Source organism: Brevibacterium daeguense, assembly GCF_021729135.1.
Taxonomy (GTDB): Bacteria; Actinomycetota; Actinomycetes; order Actinomycetales; family Brevibacteriaceae; genus Brevibacterium; species Brevibacterium daeguense.
This window is the reverse complement of the sequence record NZ_JAJTWW010000004.1, coordinates 12,087-35,202: the sequence shown is the minus strand read 5'-3', so window position 1 is coordinate 35,202 and position 23,116 is coordinate 12,087. Positions and strand designations below refer to the sequence as shown.

At 68.2% G+C, this 23,116-nt stretch carries 17 protein-coding genes and 1 pseudogene; 11 read left to right on the top strand and 7 right to left on the bottom strand.

Annotated features, from left to right (window positions below):
* Nucleotides 1–157: 157 nt before the first annotated feature.
* Genes LXN01_RS04995 through LXN01_RS04985 form a run of 3 tightly spaced genes read left to right on the top strand, consistent with a single transcriptional unit; the run spans nt 158 to nt 3,525 of the window.
* Nucleotides 158–1,042: an ABC transporter ATP-binding protein gene (locus tag LXN01_RS04995; protein WP_236863479.1), complete on the top strand. Its 885-nt coding sequence runs from the start codon at nt 158–160 to the stop codon at nt 1,040–1,042.
* Complete coding sequence (locus tag LXN01_RS04990; RefSeq protein WP_236863478.1) at nt 1,043–2,884, top strand: ABC transporter permease; 1,842 nt, start codon at nt 1,043–1,045, stop codon at nt 2,882–2,884.
* Complete coding sequence (locus LXN01_RS04985) at nt 2,881–3,525, top strand: TrmH family RNA methyltransferase (protein WP_236863477.1); 645 nt, start codon at nt 2,881–2,883, stop codon at nt 3,523–3,525. Before LXN01_RS04990 ends, LXN01_RS04985 begins: the two co-directional genes overlap by 4 nt.
* A gap of 103 nt (nt 3,526–3,628) precedes the next feature.
* Here LXN01_RS04985 and LXN01_RS04980 read toward each other — a convergent pair whose 3' ends face one another.
* Nucleotides 3,629–4,795 (bottom strand): acyl-CoA dehydrogenase family protein, encoded by a 1,167-nt coding sequence (locus tag LXN01_RS04980; protein WP_236863476.1) that lies wholly within the window; start codon nt 4,793–4,795, stop codon nt 3,629–3,631.
* A 30-nt stretch (nt 4,796–4,825) separates the two neighbouring features.
* Nucleotides 4,826–6,019: pseudogene (locus LXN01_RS04975) on the bottom strand (acyl-CoA dehydrogenase family protein).
* Nucleotides 6,020–6,339: 320 nt separating this feature from the next.
* Here LXN01_RS04975 and LXN01_RS04970 point away from each other — a divergent pair.
* Entirely contained in the window at nt 6,340–7,332 is a 993-nt protein-coding gene (locus tag LXN01_RS04970) for a DNA topoisomerase IB (RefSeq protein ID WP_236863475.1), read from the top strand.
* An 81-nt stretch (nt 7,333–7,413) separates the two neighbouring features.
* On the opposite strand, the gene LXN01_RS04965 is transcribed toward LXN01_RS04970, so the two are convergent.
* Nucleotides 7,414–8,520 (bottom strand): serine hydrolase domain-containing protein, encoded by a 1,107-nt coding sequence (locus LXN01_RS04965; RefSeq protein WP_236863474.1) that lies wholly within the window; start codon nt 8,518–8,520, stop codon nt 7,414–7,416.
* Between the two features lie 156 nt (nt 8,521–8,676).
* On the opposite strand from LXN01_RS04965, the gene LXN01_RS04960 reads away from it, so the two are divergent.
* From LXN01_RS04960 to LXN01_RS16305, 3 genes are all read left to right on the top strand, one after another.
* Entirely contained in the window at nt 8,677–9,291 is a 615-nt protein-coding gene (locus tag LXN01_RS04960; RefSeq protein ID WP_236863473.1) for a VOC family protein, read from the top strand.
* Nucleotides 9,292–9,394: 103 nt separating this feature from the next.
* Nucleotides 9,395–10,216 carry a class I SAM-dependent methyltransferase gene (locus LXN01_RS04955; RefSeq protein ID WP_236863472.1) on the top strand — a complete coding sequence of 274 codons (822 nt, stop codon included), beginning with the start codon at nt 9,395–9,397 and terminating at the stop codon, nt 10,214–10,216.
* Between the two features lie 175 nt (nt 10,217–10,391).
* Nucleotides 10,392–11,306, top strand: coding sequence for an endonuclease domain-containing protein (locus LXN01_RS16305; protein ID WP_236863471.1), 915 nt, complete (start codon nt 10,392–10,394; stop codon nt 11,304–11,306).
* Between the two features lie 345 nt (nt 11,307–11,651).
* Here LXN01_RS16305 and LXN01_RS04945 read toward each other — a convergent pair whose 3' ends face one another.
* Nucleotides 11,652–13,106 carry an MFS transporter gene (locus tag LXN01_RS04945; protein ID WP_236863470.1) on the bottom strand — a complete coding sequence of 485 codons (1,455 nt, stop codon included), beginning with the start codon at nt 13,104–13,106 and terminating at the stop codon, nt 11,652–11,654.
* Between the two features lie 310 nt (nt 13,107–13,416).
* On the opposite strand from LXN01_RS04945, the gene LXN01_RS04940 reads away from it, so the two are divergent.
* Nucleotides 13,417–15,393 (top strand): BCCT family transporter, encoded by a 1,977-nt coding sequence (locus tag LXN01_RS04940; protein ID WP_236863469.1) that lies wholly within the window; start codon nt 13,417–13,419, stop codon nt 15,391–15,393.
* A 92-nt stretch (nt 15,394–15,485) separates the two neighbouring features.
* Here LXN01_RS04940 and LXN01_RS04935 read toward each other — a convergent pair whose 3' ends face one another.
* Genes LXN01_RS04935 through LXN01_RS04925 form a run of 3 tightly spaced genes read right to left on the bottom strand, consistent with a single transcriptional unit; the run spans nt 15,486 to nt 18,776 of the window.
* Nucleotides 15,486–16,289 carry an alpha/beta fold hydrolase gene (locus LXN01_RS04935; protein WP_236863468.1) on the bottom strand — a complete coding sequence of 268 codons (804 nt, stop codon included), beginning with the start codon at nt 16,287–16,289 and terminating at the stop codon, nt 15,486–15,488.
* A gap of 18 nt (nt 16,290–16,307) precedes the next feature.
* The gene (locus tag LXN01_RS04930) at nt 16,308–17,645 is read right to left on the bottom strand and encodes a YibE/F family protein (protein ID WP_236863467.1); all 1,338 of its coding nucleotides are present in this window, start codon (nt 17,643–17,645) and stop codon (nt 16,308–16,310) included.
* A 39-nt stretch (nt 17,646–17,684) separates the two neighbouring features.
* On the bottom strand, nt 17,685–18,776 hold the full coding sequence (locus LXN01_RS04925; protein ID WP_236863466.1) for a metal ABC transporter substrate-binding protein: 1,092 nt from the start codon (nt 18,774–18,776) through the stop codon (nt 17,685–17,687).
* A gap of 240 nt (nt 18,777–19,016) precedes the next feature.
* On the opposite strand from LXN01_RS04925, the gene LXN01_RS04920 reads away from it, so the two are divergent.
* From LXN01_RS04920 to LXN01_RS04910, 3 genes are read left to right on the top strand one after another with little or no spacing between them, the layout of a single operon-like run.
* Nucleotides 19,017–19,838 (top strand): TetR/AcrR family transcriptional regulator, encoded by an 822-nt coding sequence (locus tag LXN01_RS04920; protein ID WP_236863465.1) that lies wholly within the window; start codon nt 19,017–19,019, stop codon nt 19,836–19,838.
* Complete coding sequence (locus LXN01_RS04915) at nt 19,831–21,018, top strand: ABC transporter ATP-binding protein (RefSeq protein ID WP_236863464.1); 1,188 nt, start codon at nt 19,831–19,833, stop codon at nt 21,016–21,018. Before LXN01_RS04920 ends, LXN01_RS04915 begins: the two co-directional genes overlap by 8 nt.
* Nucleotides 21,015–22,673: an ABC transporter permease gene (locus tag LXN01_RS04910; protein WP_236863463.1), complete on the top strand. Its 1,659-nt coding sequence runs from the start codon at nt 21,015–21,017 to the stop codon at nt 22,671–22,673. Before LXN01_RS04915 ends, LXN01_RS04910 begins: the two co-directional genes overlap by 4 nt.
* Nucleotides 22,674–23,116: the final 443 nt, after the last annotated feature.

The window sequence follows — 23,116 nt, the reverse complement described above, 5'->3', positions numbered from 1 at the left end:
ATCGGCAGTAGACTGCATTCGCCAGCCTTCGCACGGCATCGCCGCCGGCTGAGAAGTGGCCGAATGTCGGAAGCGCGAGCGCGCCTCGGTTTGTGACATCCATGACTGGCGGGGGAAACTGACTCTGCGCAACATTCCGCAACAAGAAGGACGATCAGTGCTCACACTCAAAGGCATCACGGTCAAGTCAGGTCGCAAGACCTGGCTCAAGGACGTGTCGTTGACCGCCGAAGCGCGCCGGATCACCGGGGTCGTCGGCCCGCGCGGATCGGGCAAGACTGAACTCATCCGCGTGATCATGGGTCTCATCGAGGCCGACAGCGGTTCGGTCAGCCTCGAAGGCCACAAGCTCGGCTTCGGCGACCGGCAGAACTTCGGCTACCTGCCCGCTGAGCGCGGCGGCTACCCGAACATGAAGGTGCTGGAGCAGATCGTTTACTTCTCCCGCCTCCACGGGATGACACTGGGCGCGGCCGAACGGAACGCCGTCACGCTGCTGGCCCGCCTCGACCTGTCCGACCGCGCCTACGCGCCGCTGTCGAACCTTTCCGGCACCGAGGTCGCCCGCGTCGACATTGCCTCCGTGCTCGCCGCCGACCCGGACGTCGTCGTCCTCGACGAGCCCTTCGAGGGTCTGGATGCGACCAGCGCGGAGAAGGTCTTCGAGCTGCTGCGCGACCACGCGGACTCCGGAGTGCCGGTGATCTTCACCTCCGACAACTGGAACCTCACCCAGGCGGCCGCCGACGACATCGTCGTCCTGTCCCACGGCACCATCCTGGAGCAGGGCACGCTGAGCGAGCTGCGTGCCGACCACATCACCTACCAGGTCGAGCTGGCCGCGGGCCCGGACGCGGACCTCGCCGAGGCGCAGCTCGCCTCGGCGGTCGGCGTCACCGAGGTGACCCGCGAGGGGTCGACGCTGAGGTTCGCCGCCGTTCATGCCAACGCCGCAGGGGAAGCCGTGAGGGACCTGGCCGGACTGCGCGGATTCACCGCGGTCGAGCCGAGTCTCGCCGAGCTGTTCAAGGAGAAGGTGTAAGTGACCGATCGCAAGGACAAGAGCGTGAGCAACTCCAAGCAGGGCCCCGGGCAGGACAAGGACCTCTCCGCGGGCCTGGGCAACCTCGAGGACGACGAGTTCCTGGTCACGGAAGGCACCGCCGACAGCGATCCCGGCAGCTCCGGAGCCGGTGACGACCTCGAGATCGACGACGACGCGATGACGACCGTGACCGACGCCGGCGATGACGATGTCGACCCCGACGACGACACCGAGGCCGACTACGACACCTCGGATGACGCCTCGAATGGCGCCGGTGGCAGCGACGACGCGGACAATGACATCGCGGTCGTCACGATCGAGGAAGACGATGACGTGCCCTACGAGCTGCGCGAGGACCGGCCGCCCGGGTCGGAGCCCAAGACCGGGCTCGTGTCCGAGTTCCGCGACCTGACCAACCAGCAGGCCGCCTGGCTGGTCTCCAACCGGGAGACCTCCGCAGTCTCCCGCAGCCCGCTGTTCTACGTCACGGCCCTGATCATCGGCCTCGGCGTGATCGCTGCCGTCGTCATCGGGCTGCGCAACGCCGCTCCGACGACCGGTGGCACGGACACCACGGTCGCTGTCGTCGGCGTCAGCGCCGAACAGGCTCCGATGTTCGAGCAGCAGCTCGGCCTGGGAGTCGTGGCGGCCGAGTCCGCCGAGCAGGCCGAGCAGATGGTCCGCGACGGCAGCGCCGATGCCGCGCTCATCCCGGACGTCACCGGTCAGGGCAACGACTCGATCCTCACGCTCAACAGCGAGCCGACCGAAGTCCTCGACAAGTTCTCCCCGCAGATGCAGGTGTCCTACCTCGAGCCGCCCGCGGTCAACGCGGACGTCTCGCAGGCACTCGGCTGGGGGATGGCGTTCCTGCTCATCGCCTCGGTGATGACCCTGGGTGCTGCGCTGTACTCCAATATGCGGGTCGAGAAGCGCAACCGGATCGCGGAGATCATCGCCGCCACGATCCCGCCGAAGGCCTCTGCCTGGGGCCGGGTGTACGGCCTGACGCTGCTGTCGCTGGGCTACCTGGTGATCGCCGTGGGCGTGCTGCTGCTGGGCCTGTCCATCGGCTCGCGCACCTCGCTGGCAACGGGGATGCTCCCGGGACTTGCCTGGTTCGCCGGCCTCTACCTGGCCGCCCACCTCATGTACCTGTCGATGTACCTGTGGGCCGCCACCGCGGCCAACCGCCGCACTCGCCAGATCGGGTACGGCCTCACCGTCGTGCTCCTGATCGCGGGCGCGATCGCCCCGCTGCTGTACCTGGGCAGGTTCGAGGTGCTCAAGTGGCTGTCGTGGATCCCGTTCACCGCGCCGGTGGCGACGCCCCTGCGCTTCTTCGCTGCTCAGGCCGAATGGTGGGAGGGTCTGATCTCCCTGGCCATCGTGCTGGTCCTCGGTCTGATCTTCTTCGCGCTGGCCTCGAACGCCTACCGCAGCAACCTGCTGCGCGGCTCCGGCCGCGGCGGCAAGAAGGCCACGCTCAAGGGCGAGGACGCGGACTCCTCGAAGAAGTCCACGTCGGCCTCTGGCGGTTCCGGCAAGGGTGAGAAGTCGACCACGGCCTCGACGTCGGGCAAGGCCGCCGGCGGGTCCTCGAAGAGCGTCGACGCAGATGATGTCGACGCTGACGCTGACGACTCGGTGGACGCTGACGAGGACGTCAAGGCCGGAGCATCGGCCAAGCCGGGCACGGCCGCCAAACCGGGCACCGCGGCCAAGGCGGGCACCGCGGCCAAGCCGGGCGCAGCCTCGAAGACGGCCGACGCCTCGGCGAAGAGCACCGGGAAGAAGTCCGGCTCCACCGTCCGTGGGAAGAAGTCGGACTCCCAGTGACCGAGCAGGGACCCGCCCCGGGCGAACGCCCGGAGGTGGGTGTCGGTCCGTGGGACGGGCCGTGGCCGGATGGTGAGCACTGGGACCCCGAGCTCCTGCGCGAGGGCGACCGCCGCAACGTGGTCGACAGGTACCGGTACTGGCACCTCGACGCGATCGTCGCCGACCTCGACCGCACTCGCCACGCCTTCCACGTCGCGGTCGAGAACTGGCAGCACGACCTCAACATCGGGTCCGTCGTGCGCACCGCCAACGCCTTCAACGCCCAGGCCGTCCACATCGTCGGCCGCCGCCGGTGGAATCGGCGCGGCGCCATGGTCACCGACAAGTACCAGCACATCCACCACCACCCCGACGCCGAGGCGCTCGCCGCCTGGTGCTCGGACCAGGGCCTGGCATTGATCGGGATCGACAACTTCCCGGACTCGGTGCCGTTGGAGACCTTCGACCTGCCGCGCGACTGCGTGCTCCTGTTCGGCCAGGAGGGCCCCGGCCTCACCGAGCAGGCGCACGCGGCGTGCGATGCAGTGCTGTCGATCGAGCAGTTCGGCTCGACGCGGTCGATGAATGCCGCTGCCGCGGCTGCGATCGCGATGCACGCCTGGATCCGCCGGCACGTGTTCGGTCAGCGGGTGGACTGAGCGCACGCTGCCGCGACTCGACAGAAGAAGCCGGCTCTCCCTCACGTGAGGGAGAGCCGGCTTCAGCCGTTGGTCACGGCTTGCGCAGCGTGGCGACCGGCCGTCAGACCATTGCGCCTTCCTGCGTGGGCAGGTCTGCGGCCTCGGGGGCGATGAGTCCGCCGGCTTCGGCGAGTTCGGCGGTGAGGGCGTCGGCCTCGTCGAAGGTCTTGGTGATGACGGTAAGCCGCTTGGCGTAGTGGCCGATGGGGTATTCCATGGTCATGCCGATGCCGCCGTGCATCTGGATGGATTCCTGCATGATGTGGCGGGCGGCCTGATCGATGATGATCTTGGCGGCGATGACGTCGCGGTGGCGGGTGGTGCTGGTGCCTGCGGCGTCCTGGACGATGGCGAGCTTGGCGTAGAGGGCCATGCTCTTGGCGTCCTGCAGGGTGGCGTACATGTCGGCGGCGCGGTGCTGGAGGACCTGGTTGCGGCCGATCGGGGCGCCGAACTGCTCGCGGGTGTGGAGGTACTCCGAGGTCATCTGCAGGGAGACCTCCATCGCGCCGACGGCCTCGGCCATCAGCGCGGCGTTGGCGGTGTCGATGACGCGGGCGATCGCCTCGGTGGCGTCGCCGGTGCCCAGCCTGGTGGCCGTTGCTCCGTCGAGCAGCACGGAGGCGGACTTCAGCCCGTCGGCCTGGGTGCGCACGTCGACGTTCACGCCGCCTGCGGTGGCGTCGACGAGGAACAGGCCGACCCCGCCGTCGATGGCGGCGGAGACGACGAGCTGGTCGGCGGCGTCGCCGCCGAGCACGCGGGACTTCTCGCCGGTGAGCGTGACGCTGTCACCGGAGACGGTCGCGGTGGTCGCCGGGCGGGTGAGGTCGTAGCGGCCGGTCGGCTCGTAGCCGGCGAAGGCCAGCTTGGTGGTGCCGTCGGCGACGCCGGGCAGGATCTGGGCCTTCTGCTCGTCGGTGCCGACGGCGTTGACCAGTCCGCCGCCGAGGACGACCGTGGCCAGGTAGGGCTCGAGGATGAGCGCCTTGCCGAATTCCTCCATCACCACGGCGACCTCGGCGAAGCCCATGCCGGCGCCGCCGTGGTCCTCGGCGAACGGCAGGCCGAGCAGGCCGAGTTCGGCGTACTGGTTCCACATGTCCTGGCTGTAGCCCTGCTCCGAGGCGAGGATCTCCTCGCGGGTGCCGGCGTCGTACTTGGTCTTGAGCAGGCGGGCCAGGGTCGCTCCGAGCTCCTGCTGGACGTCATTGAGTTCGAGATCCATGAGAGATTCTCCTTTGAAATCGTGGGATGCTCAGAGGCCGAGCAGGGCCTTGGAGATGATGGACCGCTGCACTTCGGAGGAACCGCCGTAGATCGTGACCTTGCGGTAGTTGAAGTACGCCGGCAGCGCGTCGACGGCGCCGTTGGGCAGCGTGGAGAACCCGTCGGGGGTTTCGCGGGAGTCCACGAAGTCCAGACCCTCGGGTCCGAGCACGTCGACCATCAGCTCGGTGATGTCCTGCTGCAGCTGCGAACCGCGCAGCTTCAGCACCGACGAGCGCGGATCCGGCTTGTCCGAACCGGCGGCCTGCGTCGACAGGATGCGCAGCTGCGTGAACTCCAGGGCGGTCAGCTGCGCCTCGACCCGGGTGAGCTTCGCGGCGAATGCCGGCTCGTCCAGGAGGGTGCCGCGTGCGGTCCGGGTGTTCGCGGCGTAGGCCTTGACCCGGGCCAGTGCCACCTTCGAGCCGCCGATCCGGGCGATGCCGGTGCGCTCGTTGCCGAGCAGGAACTTGGCGTAGGTCCAGCCCTTGTTCTCCTCGCCGACGAGGTTCTCGACCGGCACCTCGACGTTGTCGAAGAAGACCTCGTTGACCTCGTGGCCGCCGTCGATGAGCTGGATCGGGCGGACTGTCACACCGGGGCTCTTCATGTCGATGAGCAGGAAGGAGATGCCGGCCTGCTTCTTCACGTTCGGATCGGTGCGCACGAGCATGAAGATCCAGTCGCCGTACTGACCGAGCGTGGTCCAGGTCTTCTGGCCGTTGACGATGTACTTGTCGCCCTGCTTCACCGCCGAGGTCTTCAGCGAGGCGAGGTCGGAGCCGGCGTTGGGCTCCGAGAAGCCCTGGCTCCAGAAGATGTCGCAGTTCGCCGTGGCCGGGAGGAACCGTTCCTTGATCTCCTGGCTGCCGAAGGTGGCGATGACGGGGCCGACCATCGAGGCGTTGAACGCCAGCGGGGTCGGGACGGAGGCGAGCTGCATCTCCTCGAGCCAGATGTGGCGCTGAACGGGGGTCCAGTCCTGGCCGCCTCATTCGACGGGCCAGTTGGGGACCGCGTAGCCGTGCTTGTTGAGGATTCGCATCGTGGTGACGATGTCGTCCTTGGTCAGTTCCTCGCCGATCGCGTTGCGGCGGCGGATGTCCTCCGGGATTTCGGTGCGGTAGAACTCGCGCATGTGCTGCGCGAACTCACGCTCTTCGGGGCTGAGCAGATTATCCATGCGGGATCTTCCTTGATCGATCGTTCAGTGGTCTCACTGCAATCAGTGTAAGACCTGACGGTAACCCGTCACAACTGACGGTTACTTGTGAGTAGGGAAGTCGGCGAAGCAACTTTCGGATGAGTGGTCGGGGGCCAGGGCGCCCGCCTCCAAAGGGGCGGAACCTGCCGAGGCGAGGACCGCCTCGGCAGGGGGCCGGGCCGCCTGCCGGACGACGACCACGGGACGGAAGAGGCCGAGTCGCCGACCGCCTCGGCGGCGACTCTTGGTTATGACAGGGCACCTTGTTATAGCGGGTGCGGGGTGCATACACTCCCGGTATGCCGAAGAGCAGTGGTCCTCGTCGGGTGCGTCTCCGGCGCAGTGACCCCGCCAAGCCCGGGTATTCCCGGCGCAAGCACGGCAAGGGCTATGCCTTCCGGCGGCCGGACGGCACGAAGGTCACCGACCCGGAGGAGATCGACAGGTGCAAGAAGCTGGCCATTCCGCCGGCGTGGGAGGACGTGTGGATCTGCCCGTACCCCAATGGCCACATCCAGGCGACCGGGATCGATGACGCGGGGCGCAAGCAGTACATCTACCACGAGCGCTGGAAGGAGAGGCAGGCCGAGAAGAAGTTCGACCACATCCTCGACGTCGGCGACGCGCTGCCGGCGGCTCGGCCCAAGGCGACTCGGCTGCTGCACAGCGAGGGCATAGGGGTGGAGAAGGCGTGCGCGGTGGCGTTCCGGCTCCTGGACATCACCGGCATCCGCGTGGGCAACGAGGAGTATGCGGAGGCGAACGGCTCGTACGGGCTGACGACGATGCTCGTCAAGCACGTCTCCGTCGATGGCCCGCTGATCCACCTGGAGTTCCCGGCCAAGTCGGGCCAGCACGCGAGCATCGAGGCACGGGACAAGGACCTCGCCGAGGCGATCGCACCGATGCTGGACAGGCGCCGGAAGGATAACGCGATCGCGTACCGGGAGGGCGGCGGATGGTGCGCGCTGACCTCGGCGCAGGTCAACGAGTTCCTCAAGGACGTCTCCGGCATCGACATGACCGCCAAGGACTTCCGCACCTGGCACGCCACCGTGATGGCCGCGATCGCGCTGGCGCAGCGTCACGAGCCCGGCGCTTCCGGGAAGTCGCGGAAGCGGGCGATCAAGGCGGCGATGCAGGAGGTCGCGGATCACCTGCAGAACACGCCGACGATCGCGCGCAACTCCTACGTCGACCCGCGGGTGATCGATCGGTTCAACAAGGGCGAGGTCATCGAGGCCAGCACCTATCGGCAGGCCGAGCGGGGGATGCGGGATTTCCTGACGTAGGGGCGCTGGGGGCCGTGGCGGTGGCCGCGGGGGCTGGGCGCTGTGGCTGGGGCGGTGGGGGGTCAGAGCTGACGGCAGCGCTCAGAGCTGCTGGAACCCCGCGGACACCGACATCATCAGCTCGTCGAGCTCCACCTGCGTCATCAGGATGCCGATCGTGCCATCCGGGTCGACGAAGAAGTCGGTGCTCAGACCGCCGGACCAGCCGAACCGGCCTGTGTAGGGGCCGGCAGCCACGACGCTGACGCCGAAACCCCAGCCGTTGGAATCCCAGAAGCCGGGGTAGAAGAAGCTGTCGCGCTGCTTGGCGGAGGAGGGGACCTGATCAGTGCGCAGCAGCTCCAGATGCTCGGTGCCGATGAGCTCGCCGTCCAGCAGCGCGCGGAGGAACGTGTAGAAGTCAGCGGCCGTCGACACCAGTTCTCCGTGGCTCAGGTCGAAAGGTGGCGGGCCGGTGTAGAAGCCGCCGGCCGCCGGTTGGACCTCTGCGTAATCGCGGCCCTCGTGGCGATACGCCGCCGGTAGTCGGTCCGCCTGCTCGCTCGGAATGAAGAAGCCAGTGTCCGCTATTTCGAGCGGCTCGAAGAGCGTCTGAGCCAAGCAGTCACTCGTGGTGCCGCCGGTGACGCGGCCCAGGAGGATTCCCAGGATCCCGAAGGAGTGGTGGTAGCGCCAGCCGTCTCCGGGCTGGAAGGCCAGCGGGAGGTCGGAGAGAGCGTCCAGCCAATCCTGGGCAGCCAGCTCGCTGGGCCCGAAGCCCGAGGCGGTGCCGTTGGCCTGCATCGCACGCGCCAGAGGGCTGTCGCTGGTCATGGATCCGTAGCCGGACTGATTGGTCATCAGGTGCCGCAGGGTGATCGGCCGCTGCGTGGCCACGGTGTCGTCGAGTTCGGCATCCGGGTGGGTGAGCACGCGTCTGCCCGCGAGCTCCGGCATCCACCGGTCGACCGGGTCATCGAGTCCGAGCTGCCCGTCTTCGACGAGTCGCAGAGCCGCCACGCTGGTGATGATCTTGGTCATCGACTCGATGCGGAAGATTGCGTCCGTCCTCATCGGCGGGCCATCGAGCGCCATGCTCCCGACTGCAACGGGTTCGAAGTCTGTGCCGAGGCTCGCCGCTGCTCCGGGCATCATCCCGGTCTGGACGTGGCGGTCGAGGAACTCCCTGAGCGTGTCGGCTGTGGCCATTCAGTCATTGAACGTGGTCGCCGGCGAAGAATCAGCGGGTGGCCCTGACGAAAATCACTGGGAGGCCCGGGCAGATGTTGCTGGCCGTCCATTGCTGGCCGTCATCGATCAGGATTCGAGAAGCGTGACCTTGCGAGGGGCAATAACGTGGCCGATATGACGAAGATCGAGTACATCACTGCAGAGGCCGATGACCCCGGTGCGGAGGAGCGCTTCTATCAGGCGCTCGGACTCGGAGACCTGGTGCGGGTGCGGGCTTCGGACGCGCCGACAGCGGGGTTCCGCGGGTTCACTCTCTCGCTGGTGGTGCCGCAGCCGGCCGTCGCCGACGGCATCATCGAAGCCGCGGTCGAGGCCGGCGGAACCTTGATGAAGTCCGCCTCCAAGTCGCTCTGGGGTTACGGCGGGGCCGTCAGCTCGCCGGATGGCATGATCGTCACGGTCGCCTCGGCGGGCAAGAAGAACACCGGCGACCCCGAGCATCGGATCGAGAACATCGTCCTGCAGCTGGGCGTCGCCGACGTCGGTGAGAGCAAGCGGTTCTACGCAGAGCGCGGTCTCAAAGTCGCCAAGAGCTTCGGTCGCCGTTACGTCGAATTCGGCACCGGGCCGATCACTCTCACGCTCCTCAAGCGCGCCGCACTGGCCAAGACCGTCGATGCTTCCCCCGACGGCAGCGGTTCACCCCGTATCGTGATCGGTGGTGACGCCGGTTCGTTCACCGATCCGGATGGATTCGAATGGGAAGCAGCACAGGAGGCCGCATCGTGACCCCACACCTGACGACAGCGCGCTCGGCGAGGTCATCCGAGGCGGAAGCGCGCCGGAGAACGTCGCACGACGCGTCCTTGCCCCGGATGCACGCAGGCGTCCGATGACGGCGGCCGCCCACGACTGGCTCGACATGCGCTTGCCCGTCGACGACGAGGCGCGCCGGCACGCGCTTCCCCTCCTCGACAAGGCGGCCGCCCGCCTGATCGGACCGGTGACCGTCATCGACATCGGCGCCGGTACCGGCAACTCGGCGCTGTGGTTCGACCGGCATCTTCGCCCGCGGCTCGACGGGCGCGAGATCAACTGGGTCCTGCTCGACGCCGACGCCGACTCCCTCGGAGTCGCTTCCCGCGCACTGCCCGAGGCGACCACGGTGACCGCGCCGATCACCAGCCTTCCTGACGTTGCCGCCGAGCACCTGCGCGGCGAGTCCGCTTCCGGGCACCTGCTCGTCACCTGCAGCGCCGTCTGCGATGTGCTCACTCCCGCCGACGTCGACGTGGTGGCGCAGACGCTGCACCGGTTCGGCGGCATGGGGCTGTTCCTGCTCAGCATCACCGATGAGTGGAGTCTCAGCCCGGTAGATCCCCGGGACGAGGCGATCGGCAGTGCCTTCGCCGCGCATCAGCAGCGCGAAGGGAGGCTCGGTGCCGAGGGCGGTGCGGCGATGGCCGCCGCCGGCCGGCGCATCGGCGCGGAGGTCACCAGCAGCGCGAGCCCGTGGCAGCTGGACGCGCCCGATGACAGCGAATTCATCTCCCGATTCCTCATGGAGCGCGTCGAAGCGGCGGTGGAGGAGGCTCCCGGGCTGCGCGACGCTGCCGACGAATGGCTGTCGGTTCGCCTGGAGCAGGCGAAGGTCGACCTGTCGGTGGTCGTCGATCACCTCGACGTCTTCATCGACGCCGGCCGCAGGGGCTGAGGCGGGGCGCTGGATGGGGTGCTGGATCGCGCTGCGGGGCGATGGCTCAGCTGCGGGGCGATGGCTGGTGAAGGCGAGAGCGCCGGAGGTCACAGCGTGCCTCCGAGGATGCTCTGTGTGCACAGGTGCGGAAGCCTGGTACCGCTGAGGAGTCCGCGCGGCCTGTACTGGGACCGTGACCAGCATCGAACGTCCGCAGTTCTTCCGCACCCGTGACCGCAGGGCTCACTCCATCAGCAAGTACGCGCTTGACGGCAAACCTCTGAATAGCCGAAACACCCACGGCGTGCACGCCCAAGCCGACAGCTTCGTGACCGTCCGGAAACCCGAATGGGCTGATGAGTCGTGGCTCGCGGTGCACGACCGGGCACGCGAACTCCAGACTGCTCGGCCCGATGCGCTCGTCTGCGGCGTCAGCGCAGCGGAGCTCTTGGGCTGGCCGCTGGACGACAACCTGCTCGGCGGTCCACTGCACGTCGTGGCGAGTGGCGGGGATGGACGTGTCCGACGCCCGGGGGTGATCGGCCATCGATCCAAGCACATCGCGCCGATCGAGATCTATGGGATCCGGATCAACGCGGTGAGGTTCGTCCTGCTCGAGCTGGCTGCGGTGCTGAGCGAGTGGCAGCTTGTCCTGGTGGCGGACGCGCTGATGGGAAAGTGGCACGGACCGCCACTGGTGAACCGGACGCAGCTGTCGACGTTCGTGGCTGAAGTCCGCGGATACAGCGGGCGGTCGCGCCTCATCGCAGCGGTCGCTCGAGCTCGGGAGGACGTGGATTCGCCGCAGGAGACCGAGCTGCGTCTGACTATTGTCGATGCAGGTCTCCCCGAACCGGTCATCCACCACGCGTTTTCCGTTCCGGGAGCAGGCAGGGTCAGCCCCGACCTGGCGTACATCGAGGCGAAGATCGCGATCGAGTACGACGGGGATCAGCATCGGCTGGACCCGGACCAGCACGAATACGACATCCGCCGGTATGACGCAATGCGCAGGGCCGGATGGGAGGTCATCAGGGTGACGAAGCGGACTCCTCGCCGGAAGTACCTGGCGCAGATTCGTGCTGCCCTGGCCGAGAGGTCGCCCTGAGGTCCAGCGAGCACGGGCTCCGGGGTTCTCCTAGCGGTGATCACACGGAGCTGCGGTTCCTGAGGTCCGAGCCCGCGGTAACCTCAGCGCGAAGCTGCGGCCGCGGAGCCTGGGGTTCGAGCTCGCGGTGAAGCTGCCCAGCCTGGTGAGACTGAATCTGCTGGTCAGAAACGTTCGAAAGCGCGAATCTTCCGGTCACAAAAGGTCGCGGAAAGCCGGATTCGGCAGACGTTTCTGACCTTCGGATTCGGCCGAACGAGCGTTTCTGACCTCTAGATGAGGCCGGACAATATTTCTGACCAGAAGGTCCTGAGTTCCGTGCCTCTGCGGGCGGATCAACGCTCCTCACCCTCGCACGTGTTCAACATTCTCCCGCAGCGCCGCACCGCCTCGCACGAACAGCATGAGCACCAGCCCGGCCGCGAGCACCAGCATGATGCCGATAGCACCGGCCCGCTGGAACCCGAACAGCGCGATGAACGCCGCGAACAGCAGCGGACCCAGGAAGCTCACCGCCCGCCCGGTCGTCGCGTACAGCCCGAAGTTCTCGCCAGCGCGCTCCGGCGGGGTGATGCGGGTGAGGAAGGGCCGCGAAGCCGACTGCACCGGGCCCACAAACAGGCACAGCCACATCGCGGCGATCCAGAAGACGGTCTTGTCGCCGCTGACGATGATCGGCACTGCACCCGCGATCAGGCACACCAGCCCGACGACGATCACGGTCTTGGCCCCGAACCGGTCGTCGAACCACCCGGCGGACAGCGCTCCCACGCCTGCCACCAGGTTGGCCGCGACTCCCAGCAGGATGATCTCGGAGCCGTCGAAGCCGTAGGAGCCCGCGGCGATCACCCCGGCGAAGGCGAAGATCGTGGCCAGCCCGTCGCGGAACACGGCCGAGGCGGCCAGGAACTTGAGAGTCTCGCGGTCGGTCTTGAACAGGGCGACGATGCGGCGGATCAGATGGCGGAAGTCCGCGGCCCAGCGCGTGACGAACGAGAACATCGACTCCCGCTCCCGCGCCTCGGCGGGGGAGACGGCCTCCCGCGGGGCGAAGATCAGGATCGGAATGGCGAAGACGCCGAACCACACGGCAGCCGCGACCGCCACCACTCGGTACCGCAGGCCGTCCTCGTCGGTCGCGCCGAACAGCCCCACCTCGGGCTGGATCACGGTGACTAGGAGGAGCATCAGCAGCACCAGGCCGCCGAAGTAGCCCAACCCCCAGCCGAGCCCGGAGATGCGACCCGCGGTCGTGGGGGTCGAGATCCGGGTGAGCATCCCGTTGTAGAAGACCTCGGCGAGTTCGAAGAAGACGTTCGCCAGGCCCAGGAGCAGCAGGCCGGGCCACAGGAATTCGGGGGAGTCCTTGATGAAGAACATGCCTAGCATGCACGCGACCACGAGCCCGGAGTTGACGCCGAGCCACAGCCGGTGCCGTCCGCCGCGGTCGGCGCGGATCCCGGTGGCCGGGGCGAGAATGGCGATGATGAGGCCCGCGATTCCGGTCACCAGGCCCAGCGCCGAGCTGCCGCCGGCGCTGTCGGCCGCCACCCCGGAGGTCAGGTAGGGGGCGAAGACGAAGGTCACGATGACGGCGTTGAAGGCTGCCGATCCCCAGTCCCAGAGGGCCCAGGAGACGATGGTTCGCTTGGGTGCGCCCGAGGCGCCGGCCGACTCGTGTGCCGCTGCAGCCGGTGCCGAGGCAGTCGCGGGGTCGGATCCGGGAGCAGTCGTGGAGTCGGATTCGCGAGCTTCGCGGGATTCGCCGGAGGCGGGGGAGGGGCGGGGAGTCGCGCTCATGCTTGCACCCTATCCGCACGCGGTATCGGCCTCCCCGGGGGCGCCGGAACACCCGCCCACGGGCGACGGAACCTCCGCGCGATATCGACAGAACACCTGACAAGGCCGACGAATACTGGTTGAATCGACGTAGCGTTTGTGCTGGTCCGGGCCTCGGAGGGGTCCCGTGCGCAGGCACGCCAGGCCGGTACACAGTTCAAGGAACGTTGCTACTTGAAGGGCCGCCGCTTGAAGGGCTGCCGTTTGGAGGGCCGCCATTTGAAGGACCGCTGCTTGAAGGAAAGTTGCCACCGCCGAGGAAAGGTTCGCCATGTCCAGTCCTGAGGACGAGACGACGCAGGGATCCGCGGCCAACCACGACCAGGCGGTCGTGGGACAGCAGGTCGCCGCTCCTTCGCCGGGAGAGCATTCGCCGGGAGAACAGCAGGCCCCGGCTCCCTCGCCCGGAGACCGGCAGGAATCGCTGGCGCAGGATGCGCTGGGGGATCCTCCGGAGAAGCCGGCGGAGGAACGCGTTCCTGAGCACGCTCAGATCGCCGAGAACGACACTGACGAGGAGATCGTCGCGAAGCTTCGAAGACAGGGCGTGCACCTGGGCCGCGGGATGGTCTTCCCGAACGTGTTCTGGCCATCGATCATCGTGGTCGTTGCCATCACGGTCCTCACGATGGTCTTTCCCGACACGTCGGGAGCAGTCCTCACGTCCATCCAGACCTGGATCACCGTGAATCTGGGCTGGTACTACATGCTCATCATCGCGGGGTTCATCGTCTTCACGTTGATCGTCTGCTTCTCCCGCTTCGGGAAGATCAAGCTCGGCAATGACGACGATGAGCCCGAGTTCAGCACCTTGTCCTGGTTCTCGATGCTATTCGCCGCCGGTATGGGCATCGGGCTGGTGTTCTACGGCGTGGGTGAGCCGTTGACCTACGCGACCAGCGACCCGAAGCCCGGATGGACCGGCAACCAGGCCGAGATCGCCAAGCTGAGCATGGCCCAGACGTTCATCCACTGGGGCCTGCACCCCTGGGCCGTGTACGCCGTGATCGGGCTGTCGGTGGCATACGCCATCCACCGCCGCGGCCGCCCGGTGTCCATCCGCTGGGCGCTCGAACCTCTCTTCGGCGAACGGGTCAAAGGTCGGCTCGGTGATCTCATCGACATCCTCGCCGTGTTCGGCACCATTTTCGGAATCGCGACCTCGCTGGGTCTGGGTGTGCAGCAGATCAGCGCCGGCCTGGTCGCAATGGGAGTCGTCGACGCTGTCAGCAGCACCCTGCTGATCGTCCTCATCGTGGTCATCACCCTGCTGGCGACCATGTCGGTGGTCTCCGGACTGGGGAAGGGCATCAAGTGGCTGTCCAACATCAACCTGTCGCTGGCGGCGCTGCTGCTTATTTCGGTGCTGCTGCTGGGCCCGACCCTGTTCCTGCTCCAGAACTTCGTCGAATCGCTCGGCTCTTACCTGGACAACGTGCTCAATCTGACCTTCGACGTCGGCGCGTACACCGGTGAGGAAGGCGCCGCATGGGGTGCGACCTGGACGATCTTTTACTGGGGCTGGTGGATCTCGTGGGCGCCGTTCGTGGGAGTGTTCATCGCCCGGATCTCGCGCGGGCGCACAGTGCGCGAGTTCATCGGCGGAGTGCTGCTGGTCCCGACTCTCCTGGGGTTCTTCTGGTTCTCCGTGATGGGCGGTGCCGGGCTGTACCGCCAACTGTTCGGCGCCGGCGATCTCGTCGATCCGGAAGTCGGCGTCGTCGCGGAGGAGGCACTCTTCGATGTGCTGAACGGGCTGCCGCTCGGTGCGATCCTGTCGGTCCTTGCCATCGTCGTCATTGCGATCTTCTTCATCACGTCGTCGGACTCCGGTTCGCTGGTCGTCGACATGCTCGCCTCGGGCGGACACCCGAACCCGCCGATCTGGTCGCGGGTGCTGTTCGCCCTGCTCGAAGGCGCCCTCGCCATCGGCCTGCTGCTGGCCGGCGGACTGGGTGCGCTGCAGGCGGCTGCGATCGCGACTGCGCTGCCCTTCAGCCTGGTGCTGCTGGCGATGTGCGTGGCAACCCTGCGCAGCCTCAGCTACGACCAGGCGAAGCGGGATCGGAAGGCGCTGCGCGAACGCTACAAGCTGTTCCGCGGCCTGCTGACCGAGGACTTCGATGAGGCGCTCGGCCGTCAGGTCGACTCGCGCATCGACTACCGGATCGATCGGACGCGCGGGATCTTCGACCGTCCCCAGCCCGGTGAGGCTCGGCGCTGGTTCCAGCGCAGTCGCCGCGAGTGAGGCCGGGCCGGCACCAGCGCAGTCGCCGGGAGCGAGGCGCCACCCTCTCGAGCGGTGCCCGCCGCCTCGGTGCTCCACGGCAGCCCTGCCGCTCAGCGGGACAGGAACCTGGCCACCTCGGCGGCGACCGCCTCGGGGTGGGTGAAGGCGACGTCGTGACCCGCACCCTCGACGGGGACCGACTCCGCCTGCGGCAGCAGCGTTCGCACCCGGCCTGGAACATTCGCGAACCGCGGCCCACTGTCGCCCCCGCTGATGTGGAGCACCGGGCAGGTGACCGCACTGGTGCGGTCCGGCTCCACCCGCCACTCGATCAGGGCGGGCATGTCGGTGCCGAAGAATGCCTCGGCGTCGCGCTCGATGCGCTCGCTCATCCCCGGCACCACGCGATCGTACTCCGCGCGCCAGTTCGGCCCGGCGATCAGCGGCATGAACGCCCCCAATGCGGCCGAGGTGCCCTCCCGCTCGTGCAGTTCCATGAGGCGACGCGAAGTTCCGCGGAACTCTGCGGCCCCGGGCTCGATCGATGGCGGAGGTTCGATGAGGATCAGCGACCGCACCCGGTCCGGGGCGAGGATTGCGAGTTCGAGGGCGATCGCGGCGGAGAAGCTGACCCCGAGGACATGCGCGGAGGCTGTGTCGAAGGCGTCGAGGACGGCGAGGGCGTCGGCGGCATCGCGGGCGATCGAGCCGGGACCCGCGATCGAGGTGCTGGCGCCGTAGCCGCGGCGGTCGTAGGTGATGATGCGGAAGCGGTCGGCGAGCGGAGGCTGGGCCGCGAGCGGTTCGAGCTCGTCGACCGCCAGCGCGGTTCGGATCAGCAGCAGGGGATCACCGGCTCCTCTGCGGGAGGCATCCAGGTCGACCTTGCCAGTCGTGACTGCGCGACGCTCCACGACGATCACCCTCCTGGGTCAGTGCCGCCCGACGGTCCTTCCGCCCAGTGGAGCACGGCCCCCATCGGCCGTCAACGAGACCGCCTGCCCGGAGCGGACGACGATCACCGAGATCAGCGTGGTCAGCGGGATCGCCAGCACCAGGCCGATCGAGCACACGAGGATGCTCACCACCTCGATGGCGAGCTCCCCGAGAGTCAGCGACTCGATGAACGGACGCGAGGACGACGACACCAGCAGCAGCACCGTGAGAGCTCCGCCGGCGAACGCGAAGGCGATGGTGTACACCGTCGAGGCGATGTGGTCGCGCCCGATCCGCATTGCCGAGGCGAACAGTTCGGCGGCCCGCATTCCGGGGCGTGCGACCGCGAGCTCCCAGACCGCCGCGGCCTGGGTGATCGTGACGTCGTTGAGCACGCCCAGGCCGGCGATGAGGATGCCGCAGATCACAAGATCTGCGGTGGACAGCCCGTCCGTCCAGCTGAGGATGTACGCCTCCTCGCTGTAGATGCCGCCGAGCTTGGCCCAGTCGGTCCACACCGCTGCCAGGATTCCGGTGAGCGCGATCCCCAGCAGTGTGCCCAGCAGCGCCGAGGTGGTTCGCGCGGAGAACCCGTGGGCCAGATAGAGGACCGCGAACATGATGACCGAGGCGGCGGTCGTTCCGACGAGGACTGCGGAGCTGCCGTCCAGGAGCGCCGGCAGCATGAAGACCACCATCACCGCGAATGCGAAGACCAGGCCGATCAGGGCGCGTAGTCCCTTGAGCCCGGCGACGAGCACGACCAGCGCCGCGTAGACGGTGGCGAGGACGGACAGGGACACCGTGCGGTCGAAGTCGAGGAAGACGTAGTCGGCGGCGGCCGGTGCGCCGGTGGCGTTTCCGGAGGCCGGGTCGCCCGGCGCCGAGGTGCGCAAGCCGTCGGACACCTCGGCACCCGAGCCTTCGCTGCCGGAATCGCCGGTAAGCGCCTCGGCGACGGGATCTGCCGAGGCGTCATCCGGCATCGACATGACTTTCACCGAGTCGCCGGGAGCCAGCTTCGCGGCGAAGGCCTCCGGCGGGACGAAGAGGCTGCCCTCGGTGCCGTCGACCTCCACCGTGACGGCGGAGCAGCCGTACGTCTCCGCCTCCGGGCACTGGCGCAGGTCGACCATGGTGACGGTGCCGACGGCTCGGCTGGAGCCGTCGATCGCCGCCGCCGGATCCCAGCCGCCGGCGTCAGCCTCGGACGCGCCTGCCGGCCACAGCGCGAGCAGGCCCACAGCGGTGAGGACGGCCAAGGGGACCAACAGCCCGAGCATGACGGTCCACGCCCGTCGCGAGGCACGCGGAGCGGCAGGATGCAGGTGCACGATCTCGTGAGTCCTCCGGGGCGTGGTGCGGGGTGGGACTCAGGCGAGCGCCTCGGCGATCCGAGTGGCGTTCTCGACCATCATCCCCTGGTAGGTGCGCGGTTCGGAGCCCTCGGGTCCCAGATTCTCGACGAACAGCTGGACGATTTCGACTTCTGTCCCGGCCTCCTTAGACAGTGTATCCAGCAGGGCGGACGGGGCTGCGGAATCGGAGAAGATCACCGGCACCCCGGTCTCCTCGATGGTCGCGACCAGCTGTGCCACCTGATCGGAGGAAGGCTCGGCGTCCGTTGAGCCGCCGGGGACGACGACGCCGGCGATGTCGAAGTCGTAGGCTTCGGCGAAGTAGCCGAGCGCCTCGTGCTCGGTGATGAGCACCCGGTTCTCCTCCGGGATCGCCGCCAGCAGGTCTCGGACCTCGGAGTCGACGCCGTCGATCTCCTGCTCGAGTTCCTTTCCGCATTCGGCGTATGCGGTGTCGCCGGTGTGGTCTGCCAGGGCGGTGCCGATCACCGTGGCTGCCTGTGCCATCCGGCTGGTGTCCATCCAGAAGTGGGGGTCGTAGGTGCCGTGGGCGTGACCGGAGTGGTCGTCGGCCGCCTGCGCCTGGTCGGCAGGTGCCTGGTTGTCGGCAGCCTCCGCCTCGGCTACGGCCTGCGCCTCGTCGTCGTGACCATGGTCTTCGTGTGAAGGGTCCGACTCAGCCTCTTCCGACGCTGAGTCGGTGCTGCCGAGCCCGGTCCAGGGGAGGGGGTCCACTTCCGGTCCGACCTCCAGCACCTCGACGCCATCCTGGCGCGCATTCTCCAGAGCACCTTCGAGCTCACTCTCGAGGCCTAGCCCGTTGGCGACGACCAGCCCCGCGCCGGCGAGCTCGGCCATCTGCGCGGAGGACGGCTGGAACATGTGAGGGTCGTCGCCGGGACCCATGAGCGTCGCCGAGGAGGTGCCGGCGCATTCGGTGATCTGCCCGAGCACGTTTCCCAGTACCTGCGTTGTTGCTACCGCTACGGGTTCACCGTCCCCGCCGGCACTGTTCGCGTCATCCGCAGCGCCGCAGCCGGCGACTGCAAGCAGGGGGACGGCGAGGAGGGCAAGCCCCAGCCGGCGCTTGGGAGGCGAGGGCGGCATGGGCGGCGAGGGCGGTGAGGGGGGCGATGCCGATGTGCGCTGGGAGGCGCCAACAGCGCGGGCGGATTGTGAGGCGTGCATGGGCAGACCTTCCGTGTGAGTCGTGAATCTCATAGTCATGGTTCTGAGATTCGCACGTCCGAGTATGCATTGTCATAGATGCATCTTTCGATGAGTGTGCACCGGACTGAGGCATTTGCGCTATCGACTTCGATTGAACATGCGTTTAAAATGCTGATCATGGGTTCAACCAAGGACTCCGATGGGGCTTCCCCTACTTCCTCAGACGGAACGCGTGAGGCTGCAGCCGGTCCTGCTGGTGCAACCGGTGCCGGTGCGGCCGGTGCTGGTGCCGGTGGTGCGGCCGGTGCCGGATCCGCTGGTGCGACCGGTGCCGCAGCAGCCGGTGCCGCAACAGGGGCCGACGAGGACTTGACCACCCGCGCCAGGATTCGCAATGCCGCGATCCGCCGGTTCGCCCAGGATGGGCTGTCGGCACCGCTGCGGGCGGTGGCCGAGGATGCGGGAGTCAGCCCGGGGCTCATCGTCCATCACTTCGGCTCCCGCGCCGGGCTGCGCGAATCGTGCGACGGGTACGTGCTCGAGCAGGTCCGGGAGAACAAGGCCGGCACGCTCGGAGGCCCCGGAGCCGGGGGAGCGATGCTCGCGCAGCTGGCTCAGATCGAAGGTTATGCTCCGCTGATCGGATACGTCCTGCGGCTGTTGCAGGCCGGCGGTCCGCTGCTGGAGCGGTTCGTCGATCAGCTTGCTTCGGACGCGGTCGAGTACCTCCATCAGGCGGAGGAAGCCGGCAACGTCCGTCCCAGCAGGGACCCGGAGGCGCGTGCTCGGGTGCTCGTGGAGATGAGCCTCGGCGCACTGCTGCTGCAGCTGCCCGCCCAGCAGGACACGCTCGACCTGGACGAGCTGCCCCGATGGCTGCGCTCCTACTCCGAGCGCATCCTGCTGCCGATCCTCGAGCTCTACACCGAACCGCTGCTCACCGACTCGACCCTCCTCGACAGCTTCCTGCAGACCCGCGAAGGAGCACACCATGACTGAGACCAATGGCGGAGCGCGTGCCCCCGGCGCCGCAGGCCGGACAGGAGCCACCGGCCGCGCCGACATCGCAACCCGCGCCGACGCCAGCATCGCAACCCGCGCCGATGCCGGCACCGGCACCGGAACCGGTACCGGCGCCGGAACCGGCACCACCGACGGTGCCATCGTGATCCGCGACCTCGTCAAGACCTTCGGCGCCACGCGCGCGCTCGACGGCTTCTCCATGACGGTCCGCGCCGGTGAGGTGGCGGGGTTCCTCGGCCCCAACGGCTCCGGGAAGTCGACGGCGATCCGGGTCCTGCTGGGTCTGTTGCGCGCCGACTCCGGCAGTGCTCGCGTCCTGGGGATGGACCCGTGGCACGACGCCGTCGCCATCCACCGGCGGATCGCATACGTCCCCGGCGAGACGAGCCTGTGGCCCAACCTCACCGGCGGCGAGGCGATCGACGTCCTCACCCGCCTCGAGAACGGCAGCCAGCACTGTCGGCGCCGAGCCGAACTGCTCGAGCGCTTCGAGCTCGACCCCACGAAGAAGGCGCGCACGTACTCGAAGGGCAATCGGCAGAAGGTCGCCCTCGTCGCCGCGCTCGCCACCGACGCCGAGCTCTACTTCCTCGACGAGCCGACAGCGGGCCTGGACCCGCTGATGGAGGCGATCTTCACCGACGAGATCCGCAAGCTCCGCGACGCCGGCCGCACCGTGCTGCTGTCGAGCCACATCCTGTCCGAGGTGGAGAAGCTCTGCGACACCGTCACGATCATCCGCGCGGGCAAAGACGTCGAATCCGGGACGCTGGCCCAGCTGCGCCACCTGACCCGGTCGGAGGTCAGAGCGACCACCTCGGCGGATCCCAAAGCCCTGGCCGCTCACCCCGGTGTCCACGACCTCGTCGCCGACGACGGCCGCCTCCGGTTCGACGTCGACGACGCCCAGATCACCGACATCCTCGGCGTGCTGGCGGCGGCCGGCGTTCAGAACCTCACCATCACCCCGCCGTCCCTGGAGGAGCTGTTCATGCGGCACTACGGTGACGACATCACCTCAGCCAGCGCCGGTGGCCGTGCTCCGCACACCGTCGACGGCGCCGGTGGCCGTGCTTCGCGCACCGGGGAGCACGCCGCCGACCAGTCTTCGCACCACGCCGCGGACCGCCCCGGAGCACGGGACCGATCCCGATGACCACCCTGACCCGCCCCGCCACCTCACGCATCGCTCCCGCGCACGAGGCGCCCCGCCCCGAGCGCTTCGCCGGCACCGGCATGCTGCTGCGGCTATTCCTCCGGCTGGACCGGCTGCGGATCGCGATCTGGGCGGCTGCGTTCTTCCTGCTCGTCTGGGCCTCCGTCCTGTCGCTCGACGCGACCTACAGCAGCCCGGAGTCGCTCCAGGCCCGAGCCGCGCTGCTCAACAATCCGGCCGCGATCATGATGACCGGCCCCGCCTTCGCGCTGGACAACTACACCTTCGGCGCGATGATCGCCAACGAGCTCGCCCTCTGGGTGTTCCTGCCGGCGGCGATCATGAGCGTGCTGCTCGTGGTCCGCCACACCCGCAAGGACGAGGAGGAGGGCCGGCTCGAGCTGCTGCGCACCCTGCCCATCGGCCGGTTCGCCCCGCCCACCGCGGCGGTCATCACCGTGGCGCTCGCCAACCTCGCCGTCGGCCTGGCGGTCAGCGCCGGGCTGCTGGTAGGCGGGATGGAGGCCGACAGCTCGCTGGCGATGGGCGCGGCGACAGCGCTGACCGGGCTCGTGTTCGGCGCGGTCGCCGCCGTCGCCGCCCAGATCTCCGAGCATTCCAGCACCGTGACCGGGATGTCGCTGGGCGTGCTGGCTGTCGCGTTCATCGTCCGCGGGTTCGGCGACGTCATCGACAATCAGGGCTCCTGGCTGTCCTGGCTCTCGCCGTTCGCCTGGGGCCAGCAGACGCGCCTGTTCGTCGACCTGCGCTGGTGGCCGCTGGCTGTCTCGGCCGGCGCGGCGCTGGTGCTGCTCGTGATCGCCATGCTGCTCGCTCACCGGCGCGACCTCGGCGCGGGCCTGCGGGCGCCTCGGCCGGGGCCTGCCTCCGCCTCGGCGCGGCTGCTGTCACCGGCCGGCCTGGCGCACCGCCTGGTGAGCGGCATGTTCCTGGGCTGGGCGATCGGCCTGTTCCTGTTCGCGGTCGCGTTCGGCACGCTCGCCAGCGAGCTGGAGGACATGCTCGTCGCCACGCCCGAGGTGGGGGAGTGGATCCCGATCGACCTGGACAACGTGACGCGCTCCTTCGCCGCGGTCATCCTCTCGCTGTTCGCGATCGGCCCGGCGGCGCTGATGGTGGCCGGAGTGCTGCGCCTGCGCGGGGAGGAGCAGGCCGGACGGCTGGACGGGGTGCTCGTCAGCGGCAGCTCGCGTACGGGCGTCCTCGCCGGCTGGCTGGCCGTGGTCGTCATCGAGACGGCGCTCGTGCTCGTGCTGCTGGGCCTGGGTGTGGGGCTCGGCCTGGCCGTTGCGACCGAGGACGCCGGGTGGATCGGCGAGCTGACCCTGGCCGCGCTGGTCTACCTGCCGGCGGTGTATCTGATCGGAGCGCTCGCCGTCGGACTGTACGGTCTGGCGCCGCGGGTTGCCGGGCTGGCATGGCTGCTGGTGATCTGGGTGTCGATCGCGGTCTACCTGGGCGGACTGCTCGACCTGCCCGAGTGGGCGATGAACACCTCGCCGTTGACCCACACCCCGCTCGTACCGGATGCCGACCCCGAGGCGCCACCTCTGCTGATCATGTCCGGCCTGGCTGTCGTCGTGGTGGTCGTGGGATTCCTGGGCCTGCGGCGGAGGGACATCGGGAACCGATGAGCGGCTGGTCGGGTGATTCGCTGGCCGGATTGGTTCATGGGGTGATTCTCTGGCCGGGTGGTTCGTGGGGTGATTCACTGACCGAGTGGTTCATGGGGTGATGCACTGACCGGGTGGTTCAGGCGCGGCAACAACTTCCGATGAGCGGCTGCAGTTTCAGGTTCCTCCTCGGCTCGACGCTGCTCCTGCTGTCGGTCGAGACTCCCGCACGTTGGGTCGAGACTTCCGCTTCAGATCAGTGGGTTTTTTGCGCCCTGAGTCTCGACCGAGGGGCAAGGGGTCCCGAGTTTCGACCGAGCGGGGCAGCACCAGAGGTGCGAAGTTCTTCGCGCTGTGTGGTTGGGGGAAGTTGGTCTGGTTTCCACAGGCTGCGATGTGCTCTTGAGCACCGCTTCGGTGGCGGCATTGGCTGATTCACATGCAGCGATCCAACAGTCCGAGGA

Coding starts and splice junctions, on each gene's coding strand:
- LXN01_RS04915 (WP_236863464.1), top strand. CDS start 19,831: ATGACTGAGACCAATGGCGGAGCGCGTGCCCCCGGCGCCGCAGGCCGG.
- LXN01_RS04980 (WP_236863476.1), bottom strand. CDS start 4,795: ATGGATCTCGAACTCAATGACGTCCAGCAGGAGCTCGGAGCGACCCTG.
- LXN01_RS04955 (WP_236863472.1), top strand. CDS start 9,395: ATGACGGCGGCCGCCCACGACTGGCTCGACATGCGCTTGCCCGTCGAC.
- LXN01_RS04960 (WP_236863473.1), top strand. CDS start 8,677: ATGACGAAGATCGAGTACATCACTGCAGAGGCCGATGACCCCGGTGCG.
- LXN01_RS04925 (WP_236863466.1), bottom strand. CDS start 18,776: ATGCCGCCCTCGCCTCCCAAGCGCCGGCTGGGGCTTGCCCTCCTCGCC.
- LXN01_RS04920 (WP_236863465.1), top strand. CDS start 19,017: ATGGGTTCAACCAAGGACTCCGATGGGGCTTCCCCTACTTCCTCAGAC.
- LXN01_RS04970 (WP_236863475.1), top strand. CDS start 6,340: ATGCCGAAGAGCAGTGGTCCTCGTCGGGTGCGTCTCCGGCGCAGTGAC.
- LXN01_RS04945 (WP_236863470.1), bottom strand. CDS start 13,106: ATGAGCGCGACTCCCCGCCCCTCCCCCGCCTCCGGCGAATCCCGCGAA.
- LXN01_RS04910 (WP_236863463.1), top strand. CDS start 21,015: ATGACCACCCTGACCCGCCCCGCCACCTCACGCATCGCTCCCGCGCAC.
- LXN01_RS04940 (WP_236863469.1), top strand. CDS start 13,417: ATGTCCAGTCCTGAGGACGAGACGACGCAGGGATCCGCGGCCAACCAC.
- LXN01_RS04965 (WP_236863474.1), bottom strand. CDS start 8,520: ATGGCCACAGCCGACACGCTCAGGGAGTTCCTCGACCGCCACGTCCAG.